At 76.0% G+C, this 17,121-nt stretch carries 11 protein-coding genes; 8 read left to right on the top strand and 3 right to left on the bottom strand.

What is annotated here, in order from left to right:
• Positions 1-30 precede the first annotated feature (30 nt).
• The 3 genes from OUQ99_RS11245 to OUQ99_RS11235 are packed head-to-tail and all read right to left on the bottom strand — an operon-like array spanning position 31 to position 7,288.
• Positions 31-4,278 carry an SbcC/MukB-like Walker B domain-containing protein gene (locus OUQ99_RS11245; RefSeq protein ID WP_267949384.1) on the bottom strand — a complete coding sequence of 1,416 codons (4,248 nt, stop codon included), beginning with the start codon at positions 4,276-4,278 and terminating at the stop codon, positions 31-33.
• Positions 4,275-5,759 carry a DUF2398 family protein gene (locus tag OUQ99_RS11240; RefSeq protein ID WP_267949383.1) on the bottom strand — a complete coding sequence of 495 codons (1,485 nt, stop codon included), beginning with the start codon at positions 5,757-5,759 and terminating at the stop codon, positions 4,275-4,277. The genes OUQ99_RS11245 and OUQ99_RS11240 overlap by 4 nt, the downstream gene beginning before the upstream one ends.
• On the bottom strand, positions 5,759-7,288 hold the full coding sequence (locus OUQ99_RS11235) for a TIGR02677 family protein (protein ID WP_267949382.1): 1,530 nt from the start codon (positions 7,286-7,288) through the stop codon (positions 5,759-5,761). Before OUQ99_RS11235 ends, OUQ99_RS11240 begins: the two co-directional genes overlap by 1 nt.
• Positions 7,289-7,562: 274 nt before the next feature.
• Between OUQ99_RS11235 and OUQ99_RS11230 the strand changes: the two genes are divergently transcribed.
• From OUQ99_RS11230 to OUQ99_RS11195, 8 genes are all read left to right on the top strand, one after another.
• A complete protein-coding gene (locus tag OUQ99_RS11230; protein ID WP_267949381.1) occupies positions 7,563-8,927 on the top strand; it encodes a hypothetical protein in 1,365 nt (454 codons plus the stop codon).
• A 229-nt stretch (positions 8,928-9,156) separates the two neighbouring features.
• Positions 9,157-9,660: a DoxX family protein gene (locus tag OUQ99_RS11225; RefSeq protein ID WP_267949380.1), complete on the top strand. Its 504-nt coding sequence runs from the start codon at positions 9,157-9,159 to the stop codon at positions 9,658-9,660.
• A 177-nt stretch (positions 9,661-9,837) separates the two neighbouring features.
• Positions 9,838-10,968, top strand: coding sequence for a 2-keto-3-deoxygluconate permease (locus tag OUQ99_RS11220; RefSeq protein WP_267949379.1), 1,131 nt, complete (start codon positions 9,838-9,840; stop codon positions 10,966-10,968).
• Positions 10,965-12,164, top strand: coding sequence for a four-carbon acid sugar kinase family protein (locus OUQ99_RS11215; RefSeq protein WP_267949378.1), 1,200 nt, complete (start codon positions 10,965-10,967; stop codon positions 12,162-12,164). The genes OUQ99_RS11220 and OUQ99_RS11215 overlap by 4 nt, the downstream gene beginning before the upstream one ends.
• Positions 12,161-13,192, top strand: coding sequence for a 4-hydroxythreonine-4-phosphate dehydrogenase PdxA (gene pdxA / locus OUQ99_RS11210; RefSeq protein WP_267949377.1), 1,032 nt, complete (start codon positions 12,161-12,163; stop codon positions 13,190-13,192). Before OUQ99_RS11215 ends, pdxA begins: the two co-directional genes overlap by 4 nt.
• Positions 13,193-13,430: 238 nt before the next feature.
• Positions 13,431-14,384, top strand: a complete 954-nt coding sequence (locus tag OUQ99_RS11205) for a GntR family transcriptional regulator (protein WP_267949376.1) — start codon at positions 13,431-13,433, stop codon at positions 14,382-14,384.
• Between the two features lie 291 nt (positions 14,385-14,675).
• On the top strand, positions 14,676-14,972 hold the full coding sequence (locus OUQ99_RS11200) for a lactococcin 972 family bacteriocin (RefSeq protein WP_267949375.1): 297 nt from the start codon (positions 14,676-14,678) through the stop codon (positions 14,970-14,972).
• Positions 14,973-15,041: 69 nt separating this feature from the next.
• Positions 15,042-17,108 (top strand): hypothetical protein, encoded by a 2,067-nt coding sequence (locus OUQ99_RS11195; protein ID WP_267949374.1) that lies wholly within the window; start codon positions 15,042-15,044, stop codon positions 17,106-17,108.
• Positions 17,109-17,121: the final 13 nt, after the last annotated feature.

Below are 17,121 nucleotides of genomic sequence, written 5' to 3'. Positions count from 1 at the left end.
CGCACGGCGGCGCGGAACCGCTCCACCGCCTCACCCGCCGGTGTCCTCCAGGAGGGTCCCGGCTGCCGACAGCGGGGCGTAGCGGCTGGGGGTGAACCCGAGGAGCTCGGCCGCGAGCTCCTCGTTCCCGGCGAACCCCGCGTCGGCGTCGATCGTCTGGGTACCGTCCCAGAGCATGAACAGCGCCGAGACGGTGTGCGAGCCCTTGTCGTGGTGCATGTCGTAGTGGGAGGCCATGGGCACGCTGTCGTAGTGCACCCACAGGTCGTGCCCGGTCATGAACATGTCCAGGTCGAACGTGACCGTCAGCCCCATGAGCTCCGGCTTGTACCGGTCGTCGATCCCGGCGAACGCCTCGTCCAGCGCCACCATCCGCGGGCAGGTGGGGGACGCCGAGGTGTAGAGGGCGTTGGCGGCGGCGAACAGGGGCAGGTGGATCGCCGCGGACTTCTCGCCGCCGGACATCTGCTCGTGCTTGTTCTTGGTGAGGCGGACCTCGTCCTGGCCGGGGACGGCCATGCGCAGCTCGAACCGGTACCAGGCCCGGTAGTCCAGCACCGCGGCCAGGACCTGCTTGTAGGTGGCGCGGGGGTGCGCGGCGTGGTGGGCCCGGATCATCTGCCGCAGGACCTCCCGCAGACGTGTCAGGCCCGCCTGTCCCAGACCGGCGGCGTCGCGTTTGAGCAGCTGCGCCGCGAGGGCCTGGTCCTCGGTGAGGCGGTCCGACCGGCTCCAGCGGATGCCGATGCGCGTGCCCGAGGACATGGGCCGCGAGCGGGTGTCGCGGTCCATGCCGGCGACCAGGTCGCGGGCGACGCGCACGCGCTCGTGGATCTGCTGCGCGATACCGCTGAGCAGCTCGTCCTCCAGGACGCCGCGCTCCTCCTCCCGCAGGAGCGCGCCCTGGTCCTCGACGCGGTCGGCGATGGTGCGCGCGAAGGCGGAGACCGGGTTGCGGCCCGTCTCGTCGTTGACGAACACGGTGATGATCCCGCTCGTGCCGAAGTCGTGGTCGACGCGGTAGCCCTCCGCGTCGCCGCCCAGGGCGTCCTGGAAGGCGCGCAGGGCGTTGGAGACGCGGGTGGAGGCGGACTTGAGGTCGCCGTCGGTCACGGCGCGGCCCGGGTCGACCGCTTGCGCGAAGGCGTCGCTCAGCGCCACCGCGGCCGGCGGCAGGACGGCGCGGACGGCGTCCCGGGGGTCCGCGTCCCCCTCCGCGAGCACCTTCTCGGCGGCCTGTTCCGGCTCGGGCCACAGCCCCCGGTCCGGCCAGGCGGGCCCGGGCTCCACACCCAGGGTGGCGCGCAGGTCGGGGTGGGTCAGGGCCGCGAAGGCGTCGGCGTGCTCGAACAGGGCCGTGAAGGCGTCGGTGAGGGCCTTCTGCCCGTGTTCGAGGTCGCGGTCGGCGCGGATCATCGTCTCGTGCGCGGAGGACGCCCGCGCCCGGACCTCGCGCTGCTCCGCCTCGGCCCCGCGCAAGGACCCCCGCACGGCCTCCAGCTCGGCCATGATCTCGCGCACCGGGGCGCTGATGCCCTCCTCGCGGGCGGCGAGCTCCGCGACGGCCCGCTCGTGCTCGCGCAGGCGCTCCTCATGGCGTTCGCGGTCCTCCTCCAGCCGACCGCCCAGCCGGGCGATGGTCTCCCGGCGCCCGTCCAGGTCGGCGGTGTGCCGGGCGGCCTCGGCGCGGGCGGTGTGGAGGTCGCGGGCGGCAGCTGCGAAGTCGTCCACGGCCGAGGCCACGGCCTCGACGGCCTCCGGGCGCACGGGCAGGGCGCGTTCGGCGGCCACGGCGCGCACCTGGTGGCGGTGGGCGTCCACCTCGGCGACGGCGGAGTCGAGGGCGCGGCGCCGCTCCTCGCTCTCGCCGCGCGCGGAGGCCAGGAGGGTGGAGTGGTGCTCGACGCGGCGCACGGCGCGGTCGACCGGGGCGGTGTCGGGCAGGGCCGACCTCGCCCGGGTGAAGGCCTTGAGGAGTTCGCCCGCGCGGTCGAGGTCGTCGGAGAGCAGGGCGCCCTGCTCGGCGAGTTCGGCCAGGCGCGCGTCGCAGGCGGCGAGGCGCTCGCGGCGGCGGTGGGCCCGGTTGGTGGCGCCGATGAACTCGGGGACGTCCTTGGGGCAGGATCCCACGAGGAGGCCCTGGGCGAACCCGGCCCGGGCGGTGACGGTGTGCTCCGCCGGGGCGGCCCCCGAGGGCCCGGGGGCGTCCGCGCCGCCCGCGGCGCCGTCCAGGCGGACCGAGGCCAGGACGCGGGCGATCACGTCCTGGGGCACCAGGTCCTGCTGCTCGGGGACGAGCACCTCGGCGAGGGTGCGGCCCCCGTCCGCGACCGTCTCGCCGGCGGGCAGGAGGTAGGCGTCGGCCTCCCCCGCCTCCAGGGCCGCGCGGGTGGCGTCGGCGTCCGGGTGGACCCACGCGGTGAGCAGCCCGGCCCCGTCCAGCGCGCCCTCGACCGCCGCCGCGTCGGCGTCCGCGACGGTGTCGGCGAACCGGACGAGCCGCCACAGCGGGGCGCCGGGGCGGCCCTCCCGGGACGCGGTGCGCCGGTGGTCGGCGGGCGGGGCGTCGTCGCGCTCGGCGGCGATGTCCGCGCGTTCGCGGGTGAGGCGCGCGGTCTCCCCGTCCAGCCGCTCCCTTCGGTCCTCCAGGGTGCGCACGCGGCCGGCCGCGTCGAGGCGCTGCTGGTCGGTGTGCTCGCCGTAGACCTCGGCCAGGGCGGGGGTGCCGGGTTCGCCGAACCGTTCCAGCGCCTGCTCCAGGGCCTGGACGCAGGCGGCGCCGGTGACCGGGGAGGGGCCCTGCGCCCAGTGCCCGGCCCAGGCGGCGAGGGCGTCGGCGGCGGCGGCGCGCGCGGCGGCCAGGGCCTCGTCCGCCTCCCCGCACTCCTGCTCGCGCTGCTGTAGCCGCTCGTCTGCGCGGGCGGCGGCCCGGTCGGCCGCGGCGCGGGCGGTCTCCGCCCCGGCGAGCCCGCGGAGGCGTTCGCGCACCGCGTCCACGTCGGCGCGGCGGGCGGTGGCGCGGGCCCGTGCCGCGGAGGGCAGGTCGTCGCCGCTGTCGGCGGGCCCCTCCCCGTCGTGGGCCAGGCCGGCCCGGTCCGCGGCCTCGGCCAGTTCCGCGGCGAGTTCACCGGTGCGGGCGCGTACCCGTTCGAGGTCGTCGGCGACCTGGTCGGCCTCACGGCGCAGGGCGCCCACCTCGCCCGCCTGGACGTCCAGGCGGGCCTGCTGTTCGCGGAGTTCGCGGGCGGTCTCCGCGCTGTGGGCGCGCTCGACCTCCAGGGCGGCGTGGCTGCGGAACGCGTCGTCGGCCTCCAGCCCGCTCCTGCGCGCGGCCAGCTCGCGGACGCGGGCGTCGAGCTCCTCGGACCTCGCGGAGGCGGCGGCGTGCTCGACTGAGGCCCGTTCCCGGGTCCCGCGCGCCTCGGTGACGGCCGCCGCCCGCTCGGCGGCGTGGCCGGTGGCGGTGCGCAGGCGCGCGAGCCGGTGGCGGGCGTGCACGTCCAGGTAGGAGGCGTACTCGCCGGCGAAGGCGGTGGTCGCGGCGTGGGCGGTGGTCGCCTGGTCGAACCGGCGCTGGACGGCGGCCAGGTTGGTGAAGTCGCGGGCGGCCTGGTCCAGGAGGGTCTCGTCGAGGGGGCTCAGTCCGCTGGTGAGGGTCTCGGAGACCTTGTCGGGGTCCAGGTCCTTGGCCAGCAGGGGCCGGCGCAGCGCCAGGAGCAGGTCCAGGAGCTGGGTGTAGCGCTCGCCGAGCCCGAAGAGGCGTGCGTCCACGGCCTTGCGGTAGTCCGCGGCGGTGGCGTGCCAGGCGGCGTCGCCCAGGACGCCCTTGAGCTGGCGTTCGGTGAGCGGGCGCCCGTCGGAGGCGAGCAGGCCGAAGTCGACGCCCAGGCGCCGGTCGGTGACGAAGAACGAGGGGTTGACGCCGTCGCGGTGCTTGTGCGCGCGCAGTCCGATGACCAGCGTGGCGGTCTCGGTGCGGTCGCCGTCGGGGCGGGCGAACTCCATCCACACGTACCCGTACGCGGAGTCCTCACCCCGGTAGAGCAGGTTGGACTTCATGGTGCGGTTCTGGCCGCTGAAGGGGTCGAGGCGGCGTGCGTCGGTGTACCCGTCGAGCACGAACGGGAAGAGCACCTCCAGGGCCTTGGTCTTGCCCGAGCCGTTGTGCCCGCGCAGCACCAGGCGGCCGTCGGCGAACACGAACTCCTCGTCGACGTAGTCCCAGACGTTGATGACGCCGGCGCGGCTGGGCCGGAAGCGGTCGCTCCTGGAGGTCATCGGTTTCCTTCCGCGGGGGCGTGGGCGGCCGTGGGTTCGGGGGCCGGCCCGGGATCGTCGGGGGGTGCGGTCTCGGAGGGGGGCTGGTCGGCGGGGGCGGCCTCCGCGGGCGCCGGGTCCGCCAGCCCCAGGGGGAGCTGGCCGCTGTCGGCGCGCTCGGGCAGCGCGCCCTGGAGGTTGCGGTAGCGGGAGGCGGCGGGGAGCACCAGGGCCCCGCCCGGGACCGGCCGGACCAGGGAGAGCTCGGCGAGCAGCGCCAGGGCGGCGTCCAGGAGGCCGTAGGGGTCCTGCTGCCAGGCGCCGCCGAAGGAGGCCGCGCCGAACTCGGCGAAGAGCTCGTGGATCATCGTCTCCCACCGGGAGCGTTCGACCAGGGGGGCCTCCAGCCGCTCCGGCGGCCCCGCGCCGTCGTCCGCCCCGGGGGGCTCCGGCGTCCAGGCGAGTCCGGCGACGACCCCGTCGCGGGGCAGGCCCGCGTCGACCAGGCGGACCAGGGCGGCCTGGTCGGCGGGGAGCGGGGGCACGGGCAGCACCACCAGCGCCGCCAGGGACGTCTCCAGGAGGTCGGCGACCTTGGCGAGCAGGAGCCCGGCGGTGCGGTTGACCGCGCCGCCGCGCCCGGGGAAGGGGCGGTCGGTGAAGGTGCCCGCCGGGTCGGCGAGCAGGACCCCCTCCGCGCGGCGCTCCACCTTCAGGCCGGTGGCGCGGGCCAGCTCCTCGGCCGCGCCCCGCCCGCGCAGGACGTCGGCGACCTCGGGTTCGACGTCGGCGAAGTAGACGACGGGGCGCTCCACCAGGAGGCGCCGGGCCCGGCGGGCCGCCTGCTCGCGGGGGGAGGCCGCGGTCAGCGGTTCGGCGAGCAGTCCCGCCGCGCTGCCCAGGTGCTGGACCGGGCGGGCCGGCCGGAACAGCACCTCGCAGACCTCGTGGTCGATGTCGAAGAGCGCGTCTCCCTGGTCGCCGGTGGCCGCCCACGCCTCCAGCGAGCCGTCGGACAGGTGCAGGGCGCCCCGGTCGAGGAGCCAGTGGGCGGCGTCCACCAGCGCGGCCTTGTGCGATCCGTCGGTGGGGTCGTAGCCCAGGCCCTGGACCGCGTTGGCGGCGGGGGTGAGGCGGGCGACCAGGTCGGCGAGGCTGATCTCGATCTGGGAGCGCTGGAAGGAGGCCAGCAGCAGGCACAGGTAGGCGAGCCTGCGCCGGTCGAAGGGCCTGCCCCGGCGGGAGAAGGCCTGGGTCTGGGTGGGGTCCAGGGCGTCCAGCTCGCGGACCAGGCGCACGTGGTCGGTCGTGGCGATCAGGGTGTAGCCGAAGAGCCGGTGGAGGTCGGCGGCGAGCTCGTCGGCCCAGCGCAGCACCTGGTCGAGGACGCCGGGGCGGGGCCGCGAGGCGGTGATGAGGTCGCAGGTGAGGACGCGCCGCACGGCCTGCTGGTAGGAGCCGAGGTCGGCGGGGGCGACCGCGGGGGCGGAGGTTCGGGGCATCAGGGGTTCTTCGTTCGTGTCCGGTGGGCGGTCGCCTCCAGGCGCAGGCCCGGGAGGTGGATCCGGCCCTGGCTGGTGCGCACGGTGCTGCCCGCCGGGTCGGGGACCAGGCGGACCATGGTGCCGTCGCCCTCGCCGGAGGCCGAGGAGAGGCGTCCGGCGACGACGGTGCGCGCCTCCAGGGCGCGGGTGACCAGGCGCAGCAGGATACGCGTGTCGGTCTCGTCCAGCACACGGCCGTGGACGCCCTCCTCGACCAGGCGTTCGGCCGACCTGCGCTCGGACCCGCGGTCGGCGGCCTGCTTGCCGCGCAGGCGCGCCTGGGCCCCGGGGTTGCGCCGCACCGGCCTGGGCACGCCGGCCGTGGGCGCGGTGCCGCTGCGGAACAGGGTGACCGAGACCTCGACCCCGGGGGCGTCCCACCAGGTCAGGCCGGGGGAGATCTGTTCCTCGTCGTCGTGGGCGACGCCGAGGTGGCGGGCGGAGCGGACGTTGAACGCCGCTCCCATGAGGGCGTGGGCGGCGCCGTCGTCGGGGGTGTTGAACACCCAGGTGGCGAGGTGGCGCAGCTGGCTGGAGCGGTTGACGCCGCCGCGCTGGGCCTCGGTGATCTGCCGGAGCAGGGCGATCACGCCGGAGACGGCCGTCCTGGTGGCCGCGTGCAGTTCGGCGGCGCGCGCGGGGACGGCGTCGTCGGAGGAGAACCAGGCGCGCAGGGCCTGCCAGCGGCGCTCCCAGTCGGCGCGGCGCTCGGCGCGCTCCATGAAGGGGCGCTCGTCGGCGTCGGCGGCGCGGGAGAGGAGGGTGGCCAGACCGGTCTCCTCGACCTCGCGGACGGCGCGGTCCAGGCGGGGCAGGTGGCGGTCGAGCTCGGCCGTGAAGTCGGACATGTGCACCAGCAGGGCGTTCTTGTGGCGCAGGAAGACGTCCGGGGAGGCGTCGGTGGAGCGCAGGATCTCACCCAGGGTGACGTGGAACTGCGCCGATCGGCGCCCCATGTCCTCCATGGCCGAGTCCAGGCGGGCGAGCCTGCGGTGGACGTGCTCGGCCCGGCCGGTGCGGTTGGCCTCCGCGAGGGCGCGCAGGTCGTCCAGGACCTCGGAGAAGACCAGGCGGGACAGGTTGACGTCCTCGATGCGCGCGCCGAGCAGGTTCTCCACCGCCTGGTAGGCCCAGTAGCCCAGCTCGCTGAACTGGTAGACCGACTGGCGGTTGCGGTAGCGCACCAGGTTCCCGGCCCGGGAGGCGTCGTCGAAGCGGTGCACGACGCGGTCGGCGTGGAGCTCGTCCAGCCGGTCGCGCAGGCCGCGGTCGGGCGTGGGCACCTGGTCGTGCGCGGCGGCGAGCTCGCGCAGGGCCGCGGCGACGTCGTCGGGGGACACCTGCACCTGGTGGACCTCGCGCAGCCGGTCCATGGCGCGCAGGATCCACAGGTAGGTGACGTGGTCGTCGCGCCGGGTGAAGTTGAACAGCCGGAACCGGTCGCTGACCGCGAGGGAGTCCATGTCCAGGGCTCTGCGTTCGACCACGGGCCGCCCTTTCGGTGATGTGGGAGTGGTGCCGCCGGGGCGGAGGGGGTTCCGCCACACCATGACGCTACGTGACTGCGGGGGCAGGTGCGGACGTCCGGGCCGCTGTCCGCGGTCGACGGGGCCCGGTTCCCCGCGTCCGCCTCCGTGGGGCGTGAGGGGCCGGTGTGCCGGGCGCCACGGGGCGAACTTGGCGAATCCGCCACAACGCGTCCCACCGGCACGGTAGAAGAAGAGGAATCACGGTCCACACAAGAGAATCCATGAGCTCACCATGCCCTCCGACGAACCGGCGTCCCCGGACAGCCTGCGGCTCCCGGCCCGCCCCGTCTCGCTCCCTCCCCCGGAGGACCTCGCCCTCGCCGCACTCGCGTCCCCGCCCCTGCGCGACGCCCTCGGCCTGGCCCGCTGGTGCGGGCCGGCGACCCCCGTCTGCCCCAGGGGCCTGCCCGGGACCGCCGACGTGCGCGACGCCGTCCGGGAGTGCGGGCTGTGGCCCCGCGGCCTGGAGGACCACCCCCGCCGGCGCCGCAGATGGCTGGAGGGACTCGGCCCGGCGCCCGACGTGGAGGAGTTCGTCCGGCCGTGGCGGACCGCCGTCCGGCTCGGCCTGGTCGAGCTGGGGGCCGGGAACGCCCACCCCGCGCGGCGCCTGGAGCAGCACGCACGCTCCCCGGACCGGATCCTCGGCTGGTGGTCGCAGGTGTTCGAGGACGGTGTCGGGCAGGACCAGGACCCCCTCTCCCCCGCCGGCGCCGACGCCCTCCTCCCCCGGGCCCTGAGACTCCTCTACGAGGCCCCGGACGGCGCCCGCACCCCCCTGGAGACCCTGACCGGCGCGGGCCGGCCGGACCCCGGCGCGGTGCGGGAGGGCTCCGATCCCGCTGCCGACCGGCTCCTGCGCTCGCTGTGGCGGCTCACCGGCACCGGGGCGGTGGTCGTGGGGCGCCACGGCCACGGGAGCGGGGACGGCTCCCGCCCCTTCTGGGCGCGGCTGACGGGTCTGGGCCGGTTCGGGGTCAGACGGATCCTGCTCGCGGTGGGCGCTCCCGCCCCGCTGGCGGAGGACCTGGCGGGGGCGGGGGAACTCCTCGACGCCCTCGGCGCCCTGTCCCCGGAGGGCCGGCTGTGCTCGTTCGACGCGTGGCTGGAGCAGCGCACCCCCGCGCTCGCCCTGCGGGAGATCGCCGAGGCGGTGCGGGGACCGGGCCGCGCACAGCGCCGGTGGACGGGGGCGAAGGTCCTGGACACGACCAGTTCCGAGCTGGTGCCGGACCTGTGGTCCCTCCTCGGCTCCGGTGAGCCCACCGCCGTCGGCCTGGCCGCCTCCGTCCTCCTCTCCTCCGGCATGCTCGCCCGGCACGAGGTCGACCGGATCATGGACAGGCACGGAGCCCTGGTCGTCATCGACATGCTCGCGGCGGCGCTGGACCCCGACGAGGCCAACCTGCGCGCCTTCCTGACCGCCGAGTGCACGGAGGGCATCGAGGAGCTGATCCTCGACGACGTCGACCGCCTCCGGGCGGACCGCCACCCCGACACCGTCCCCGTCCTGGAGGCGATCGGCCGCCAGCACCCGGACCCGGGCGTCGCGGCCACCGCCCGCAGGGCCGTGGAGAGGCTGGCCTCCCCCTCCTGAGCCCGCGCCGGCCCCGGCCGCCGCTCCCGCCCGCCCTCCGCACCGTGGCCCGCGCCGCCCTCCGTCCGGACGGGCCCGGGCCCGCCTCTCCCACGGCCCGGCCCCCACCGCAGGTTCCGCCGCACGCCAAATATCGTTTTGCCTCCATCTTTCCATTGACAAGTTGGGGCGCCGCGAGGCAATCTTTCCAGTAGAAAGATTTCGGGACACCACCCACCGGAGGCCCGCCATGGAACCGCTCATCACCCTGATCGGCACCAACACCGCACTGCTCGCGCTGGGCGTGCTCGGCGTGCGGCCCCTGCGCTCCTGGTCGCGCGCCCTGCGCGGCGGACTCGCGGCCATGTTCACCCTGACCGGCGTGGCGCACTTCGTCGGGCTGCGCGAGGAGCTGGTCGCCATGGTCCCGCCCCTGCTGCCCGCGCCCGAGCTGCTGGTCACCGTCACCGGGGTGCTGGAGCTCGCCGGGGCCGCGGGCCTGCTGTGGGCGCGCACCTCGCCCTGGGCGGCGGCCGGACTCGGCGCGCTCATGGTCGCGATGTTCCCCGCGAACGTCTACTCGATCATGACCGGCGCGAGCGCGGGGTTCAGCGAGAGCCTGCCGGTCCGGACCGCCATGCAGGTGGTGTTCATCGCGGCGACCGTCGCCGTGGTCGTCCACCACCTGCGCGCCCGCCGGGCGGCGGCCGCCGCCGGAGACCGCGCCGAGACCCGGGAGGCCGTGCTGTCCTGACGGGCACGAACACCGACACGCGCCCTGTCACGCAGGGGATACGGCCGGGGCCACTGTGAAATCTTGTGGCCCCGGCTGACATCATCCCAAATTGTACGTACACTCTGTACGGACAAGATGAGTCCCGGTCCGGATCCTCCGAGGTCCCCGCCGGGACACCCCTGCGAACGGACACTCATGCGCGACGCCCACGGGAGCCTGGTGCCCCTCTACCACTGGATGAACAAGATCCCCGGCGGAGCCATGCTGGTCCCGCTGGTCCTGGGGTCGCTCATCGGAACCTTCGCCCCCGGGGCGCTGGACATCGGCAGCTTCACCACCGCGCTGTTCAAGGACAGCGCCCTGCCGCTGATCGCCCTCCTCATCTTCGCCACCGGCACACAGGTGACGCTCCGGACCGGCGGCCCCGTCCTGGCCGCCACCGGCGTGGTCCTGCTCGGCAAGAGCCTCATCCCCGGCCTGCTGATCGTCGGACTCGCCGTCTTCACCGGCCCGGACGGCATCCTCGGGGTGTCGATCCTGGCGCTGCTCGCCGCCACCACCAACGCCAACGGCGGACTGTGGCTCGCGATCACCGGCCAGTACGGACGCTCCCGCGACCGGGGCGCCTACATCGCGGGAGCCATCAACGACGGCCCGTTCATCGCCCTCCTGTTCATCGGCGCCTCGGGCCTGGGCCAGATCCCGGTGATGGCCCTCGTCGCCGCGATCATCCCGTTCCTGCTCGGCGTGGTCGTCGGCAACGTGGACGCGCAGTGGCGCGAGGTCCTCAAGCCCGTGCCCTCCATCGTGATCCCGTTCTTCGCCTTCGCGCTCGGCGCGGGCATCGACCTCGCCGACGTCGCCCGGGGCGGGCTGACCGGCATCCTGCTGGGCGTGGCCATCACCCTGTTCACCGGCGGCCTGGTCTACCTCGGCTACAAGCTGATCCTGCGCCGCGGCAAGGAGTCGGGCATCGGCTTCGCCGCCGGCACCGTCTCCGGCAACGCCGTCGCGACCCCCGCCATCGTGGCCGCCGCCGACCCGTCCTTCGCCGCCTACATGGGCACGGCGACCTCCCAGATCGCGGCCAGCGTGCTGGTCACCGCGATCCTGGCGCCGCTCGTGACCACCTGGGTCCTGCGCCGCGCCGGGGCCTCCCCCGCCGAGGCGGAGAAGGCCGAGGAGGCGGCCGAGGCCGAGAGGGCCCCGGCCGGCGGGGAGACCGCCGCCGGGGCGGAGACGGCGGCCACCGGCGCCGGCCGGGCGTCCGCCGCGGCACCCGCCGCCGGTACCGACACCACCGAGCAGAAGGAGTCCGACTCGTGAGCACCCCCGTCACACCGCGCGTCGCCGTCGTCGCGGACGACCTGACGGGCGCGGGCGACACCGCCGTGCAGTTCCTGCGGGCCGGGTGGAGCACGGAGCTCCAGCTCGACGCCGCGACCCCGAACGCCGAGGTCGTCGCCGTCAGCACCGACTCCCGCGCGTTGCCCGCCGACCTCGCCGCCGCTGCCGCGGCGGAGGCGGTCCGCCGCCTGCGCGACGCCGGGGCGGCCCGCCTGTACAAGAAGGTCGACTCCACGCTGCGCGGCCCCATCCGCGCGGAGATCGACGCCGTCCTCGACGCGTGGTCGCCGGACGCGGTCGCCGTGGTCTGCCCGGCCTTCCCGGCCAACGGCCGCACCGTCCGCGACGGGGTCCTCCTCGTCGACGGGGTCGAGGTGCACCGCACCGCGGTCGGCACAGACCCGGTGACCCCGGTGTCGGAGAGCCGCGTCGCGGTCCTGCTCGGCGCCGGCCACGTCCGGCTCACCGGCGTCGACGCCGCCGCCGACGCGGCACTGCTGCGCGCCGCCGGACCGATCGTGGTCGCCGACGCCGAGACCGACGAGGACCTGGCGCGCCTGGCCGCCGCCGTCACCGCGCTCGGCCCCGACGCCGTGCCGGTCGGCTCGGCCGGGCTCGCCGCCCGGCTGGCCGACTCCTGGGCCGCGGAGGCCGAACCGGCCCCCGCCCTCGTCGTGGTCACCTCGCTCCACCAGACGGCCCGGGGCCAGGTCGAGGAGCTGGCCGCCGACGACCGGACCCGGATCGAGCAGCCCGCGCCGCGCGACCTCGCCGACGACGCGGCCTGGCGCGCCTGGTCCGCCGGGGTCCTGGACCGGTTCGACCCGGCCGCGGCCCACACCGCGCTGGTCGCGCCCGAGGACCGCGACGGGGCGCTCGACCCCGCGTCGGTCGCCCGCCGCTTCGGCGCGCTCGCCGCCGACCTGGCCGCGCGCCACGAGCTGTCCGGCTTCGTGGTCACCGGCGGCGACGGGGCCCGCGCCCTCACCGCCGCCCTGGACGCGCGCGCCATCGCCCTGACCGGCGAGGTCGCCCCGGGCATCCCGCTCGGCACGCTGTCCGGCGGACCCCGGCACGGCCGCGCCATCGTCACCAAGGCCGGGGGATTCGGATCCCCCACCGCACTACTGGAGGCCGCCGACGCGGTCCGCCACACGAAAGGCAGGAACGCATGAGCCGCCCCACCCTGGCAGTCACCCTCGGCGACGTCGCGGGCATCGGCCCCGAGATCACCGCCAAGTCCCTGCTGAACCACCCCGAGGTCCGGGAGTACTCCCGCCCCGTGGTGATCGGTGACGCCGACGCCCTGCGCAACGCGGTCGCCGCCGTCGGCGGCGACCCGGCCGCGGTCAACCCCGTCGAGTCCCCGGCCGACGCGGCCGACGACCCCGCCGTGATCGACGTCGTGCAGACCGGCCCCTCCCTCGGCCACGTGCCGCCGGGCGAGCTGAGCGCGGAGGCCGGCGACGGCGCGGCGCGGTTCGTGATCGCCGCGGTCGACCTGGCCAAGCGCGGCCTGGTGGACGGCATCGTCACCCCGCCGCTGAACAAGGCCGCCATGCACCTGGGCGGCCACGCCTGGCCGGGCCACACCGAACTGCTCGCCCACGAGTTCGGGGTGCGGGACTACAGCCTGGTGCTCTCCGCCGGGGAGCTGTCCTTCTTCCACCTGACGACGCACGTGTCCCTGCGCAACGCGATCGAGGGCATCACCCAGGAGCGCACCCTGGAGGTGCTGCGCCTGATGAGCGCGTTCGCCCGCGCCCAGGGAAGCCCGGACGAGCCGATCGGGGTGGCCGGGCTCAACCCGCACGCCGGGGAGAACCGCCTGTTCGGCGACGAGGACGCCGACGTCCTCGCGCCCGCGATCGCCCTGGCCCGCGAGGAGGGCATCAACGCCCACGGCCCGCTCCCCGCGGACGCCCTGATCCCGGCCGCGGTGAACGGCAAGTGGAAGCTGGTCGCGGTCTGCTACCACGACCAGGGGCACGCGCCCTTCAAGGCCGTCTACGGCGACGACGGCGTCAACATCACCGCCGGCCTCCCCGTGGTGCGGGTCTCGGTCGACCACGGCACCGCGTTCGACATCGCGGGCCGCGGGATCGCCCGCGAGGCCAGCCTCGTCCTGGCACTGCGCCGGGCCGCGGAGCTCGCCCCCGGCTGGGGGCACGTCTGGCAGGCGTCCCGCTCCGACGCGCGGTAGCGGCGCGAAGGACCGCTCGGCAGTGTCCGCTCCGCGCGGCGCCGCCGGGCGGTCGGGGCGGCCCCGCCCGCCCTCGGCCGCCCCTCCCTCCGGAGCACCCGTGAACGGTGTGCCCGCGTCCCCGTCGGGGCGCGGGCACACCGCCGTTCCGGCGCCCGGTTCCGTGCGGGGGTCGGGCGACCCGGATCCGCAGCGTGCCGTACACGGGCACGCCCCCGCCCGCACGCCCGGCCCTAGAATGGCGCCCATGCCCGTCGACCGCACCGACCCCCGCCCCCTGCACGCCCAGGTCGCCGGCGTGCTGCGCGCCGAGATCCGCGACCGCTCGATCGCCCCCGGCGACACCCTGCCCAGCGAGGCGGCCCTGCGCGAGCGGTTCGGGGTCTCCCGCAGCGTGGTCCGGCAGGCGCTGGCCACCCTGGAGGACGAGGGCTCGGTCAGGAGGACCCGCGGCCGCGCCCCGGTCGCCGCGGTCCCCACCGAGCACCACCGGCTCGTCCAGCGCGTCACCGGGCTCTTCGACCAGTTCTCCTCCGAGGGGCTGAGCCTGTCCACGGCGGTGCTGTCGCTGGAGCCCTCCCTCTCCGGGGGCCCCGCAGCGGTCGGGCACCTGGGCACCCGGGACCTGCTCCGCCTGGAGCGCGTGCGCTCGGTCGGCGGCGACCCGCTGTCCTACGTGCGCACCTGGCTCCCCGCCGAGCGCTTCCCCGGCCTGGAGGCCGCGATGCTGCGCGACGCCTCCCTGCACCGCCTCATGGAGGAGCGGTTCGGGGCCGTGCCCACGAGCGGGCGCCGGCAGATCCGGGCCGTGCCCGCCGACCCGCGCATCGCCCTGGAGCTCGGGGTGGCGGCCGAGGCCCCGCTCCTGCTGCTGGAGGGCGGGACGTTCGACCGGGACGGCACCCCGCTGGAGTGGTTCGAGAGCTGGCACCGGTCGGACCGGGTGGTGTTCGACATCGAGGCCGAGGGCGCCTCGGAACAGGTGCGCATCGCCCCCGACCCCTCCCTGCTGGACCGGCCAGCCCCGGAGCGGCCCGCCGCCGAACCCGTCCCCGGGCCGGCGGACGCGGCCCCCGCGCCCGGCCTGGACCGCGCCGTCGAACTGGCCGACGGACTCCGGGCCGAGCTGGCACGCCTGCGCGACGGCCTCACCGGCGGTGACGCAGAGCAAGGCCCGGGCGCCGCCCGCTAGACCGGAACGCACGGAGAACCCTGCTACGGGCGAATTCCTGTCCGATAGTGGCCACAAAGAGTTACCGAAGCACTCCGTGCGGTACTTTTTTCTTGCGTCGGCACGAGCGGGACGGCAGTGAGGAAAACGCCCCGCCCCGCGGAACGCGCCGCCGCCCCCGTCGTCCGTCCCCGACACGGAGCCCCCCGGCGCGCGGCCGGGAGGCCCGCCCGACCGCACCCTCCGCGCACCGTCCCCGCACGACGAAGGCCTCCGCCGACAACCGTGCCGGAGGCCGTGAGAGGGAACGACATGCCCCACCCCCTGAAGCGCGCCGCCGCGTCCCTGGTCTTCGCCGCCGGGCTCACCGCGGCGACGGCCGGTGTCGCCGACGCGGCCATCAGCTACGTCGGCGGCGGTACCTGGTACCACGGCCTCACCACCGGAAGGGTGTACTCGAACTACTTCCACGCGACGCTCTGCCACGGGTCGACGGCGGTCGGCACGTACACCGTCACGTCCGCCGCGATGCTGCCCGGCAAGACGTCCGAGGCCTCCGCCCCGCGCGCCGTCAACCACAACGAGACCTACTGGAGGCACTGCGGGTAGCGCCTCCCGCAGCCACGGGGCCGCCCCTCCGCCGGGGCGCACGGCTCCCCGACCACGCGCAGGGACACGATGCCCAACCGCACCATCGCCTTCGCCCACACCGCGCTCCTGGTCTCCGCCGCGCTCATCGCCGCACTGCTGCTGGCCACGTGGGAGGCGACGATCCCCACGGCGCAGCACTCGGCTTCGGTGTGGATCGTCGAGGACGACGGCGCCTCCGACGGCGGCGAGGTCGCGCGGACCGTCGAACGCGTCGCGGCGGAGCAGCGGATCTCCGTCGGCCTCGTCGTCCCGGACGTGCGCTCGCCCGAGTCGCTGTGGCACATGTACCTCGCGGTCGGGGACCCCGGCTCGGCCCAGGCCGACTGGCTCACCGACGGATACCCCTCCTTCGGCCGCACGATGGAACTGCGCGTGCACCCCGTGCGGGACATGGCCGACCGCAGCCCCCGCGGCAACTACCTCGTCTTCGGACCGCCGGAGAACGCGCGGGTGCTCGCCGACGCCCTCGCCGCGCACGGGCTGGGCGCGGACCCCGGCGCGGGCCAGGCCCGCCTGTGGCAGTCGTTCCTCGGCGGCCCCCTCTTCCACGTCCTGGCCACGGCGCTGCTGGTGGGCACCACCTCGATCGGCGCGGGCGTCCTGCTCGACTCCCGGGACCACGGCGTCCGGCGCCTCCACGGGCACTCCTACACCCGGATCCTCCTGGGCGACCTGGGGCGGGTCGCACGGCTGTGGGGCGTCGCCCTGCCCGCCGTGTGCGCCCTCACCCTGTTCCTCCTCGGCCTCTACAACGGGTGGAACCAGCTCGGCCTGTACTCCCTGACCGCCTTGGCCCTGCTCGGCGTCCTCGCCGCCGCGGCCCTGGTGACGCACGCGGCGGCGCTGGGCCTGGTGCACGCCACCGGGGTCCTGCCGGCGCTCCGGGGGCGCCTGCCCGTCCGGAGCACCCGGGCCGCCGTCTACCTGGTGCGCGTGCCCGTCCTGCTCCTCCTGCTCGGCGTCCTGGCGAGCACGCTCCACCTCGCGCAGGCCGCGCGGGAGCAGCGCGCCGCGCTGGAGGCGTTCGAGCGCACCGGGGAGACCTCGCACGCCACGCTCAACGGCAGCACGGCCTTCGACGACCCGGGGACCGCCGAGCGCCTCCTCGGCCCCTGGCTGCGCCGCGCCGACCTCGACGGGGAGCTCGTCGTCGCCGAGCGGCATCCCCCCGCGTCGCTCGTGCCGGTCGGCGCCCCCCGACCCGGCTTCGACGTGCTCGTGGTCAACGACACCTACCTCGCGCGGCAGGAGGTCCTGTCCCCCACCGGCGCACGCTACGGCGCCGCCCCCTCCGACGACCGGGTCCGGGTCCTGCTGCCGCCCGCGCACGCCGCCCACCGGGAGGCCGTCGAGGGCGAGCTGCCCGACTGGTACGCGCTCCAGGCCGGGAGCACGGGAACCGCGGCCGACATCGAGGTCCTGCCGCTGGCCGGCGGCCAGCGGGTGTTCACCTACGGGTCGAGGGACCCGGGCGGGACCGACGCCTCACCCTTCCTGCGGGACCCGGTGATCGTCGCCCTGCCCAACGGCTCCGCGCTCTCCGACCGGACCTACGTCACCTACCTGACGCACGAGGCCCTGCTCTTCCCCGACCCGGACGTGGTGCTGGAGGCCCGCGCCGACCCGCGGGTGGCCGAGTACGTCAACACGGTCCAGCCGATCCTCGACAAGGCCAGGAGCGCCCACGCCGCCCAGGTCGCCGCGGTGCGCGTCGAACTGCTGGCCCTGGCCGCCGGCACCGCCGTCCTGCTGACGACCGGCGTCGCCGCGTGCGTCATCCACGTGCGCACGCACGCCCAGACCGTCTTCGCCCGGCACATCAGCGGGTGGGGGTTCCTCTCCGCGCACCGCCGTTTCCTCGCCGTGGAGGCCGTGGTCGCGCTCGGCTTCACGGGCTGGGCCGCCTGGGACACCCTCGCCGCGCTGCGGGCCCTGGACGACCCCCTGCGGCCCCTGCCGCCGCAACCGGTGCCGACCAGCGGGTTGGAGCCCCTCTACGCCGCTGCCGTCACGGCGGCCGGGCTCGCCCTGACCCTCGGCGCCCTCGCCCTCTTCCACCGCCGCATCGTCCGCGAAGGCCCCTCGCGGGCCTGACACCACCGGGAAG

This window comes from Streptomonospora nanhaiensis, from assembly GCF_026642255.1.
In the GTDB taxonomy this organism is placed as follows: domain Bacteria; phylum Actinomycetota; class Actinomycetes; order Streptosporangiales; family Streptosporangiaceae; genus Nocardiopsis; species Nocardiopsis tropica.
This window is presented reverse-complemented; position numbering and strand designations above follow the sequence as displayed.

What these genes read in the sequence shown, in the direction of transcription:
- pdxA (WP_267949377.1), top strand. Translation starts at nt 12,161, where the DNA reads ATGAGCCGCCCCACCCTGGCAGTCACCCTCGGCGACGTCGCGGGCATC.
- OUQ99_RS11240 (WP_267949383.1), bottom strand. Translation starts at nt 5,759, where the DNA reads ATGCCCCGAACCTCCGCCCCCGCGGTCGCCCCCGCCGACCTCGGCTCC.
- OUQ99_RS11245 (WP_267949384.1), bottom strand. Translation starts at nt 4,278, where the DNA reads ATGACCTCCAGGAGCGACCGCTTCCGGCCCAGCCGCGCCGGCGTCATC.
- OUQ99_RS11220 (WP_267949379.1), top strand. Translation starts at nt 9,838, where the DNA reads ATGCGCGACGCCCACGGGAGCCTGGTGCCCCTCTACCACTGGATGAAC.
- OUQ99_RS11230 (WP_267949381.1), top strand. Translation starts at nt 7,563, where the DNA reads ATGCCCTCCGACGAACCGGCGTCCCCGGACAGCCTGCGGCTCCCGGCC.
- OUQ99_RS11195 (WP_267949374.1), top strand. Translation starts at nt 15,042, where the DNA reads ATGCCCAACCGCACCATCGCCTTCGCCCACACCGCGCTCCTGGTCTCC.
- OUQ99_RS11225 (WP_267949380.1), top strand. Translation starts at nt 9,157, where the DNA reads ATGGAACCGCTCATCACCCTGATCGGCACCAACACCGCACTGCTCGCG.
- OUQ99_RS11205 (WP_267949376.1), top strand. Translation starts at nt 13,431, where the DNA reads ATGGCGCCCATGCCCGTCGACCGCACCGACCCCCGCCCCCTGCACGCC.
- OUQ99_RS11200 (WP_267949375.1), top strand. Translation starts at nt 14,676, where the DNA reads ATGCCCCACCCCCTGAAGCGCGCCGCCGCGTCCCTGGTCTTCGCCGCC.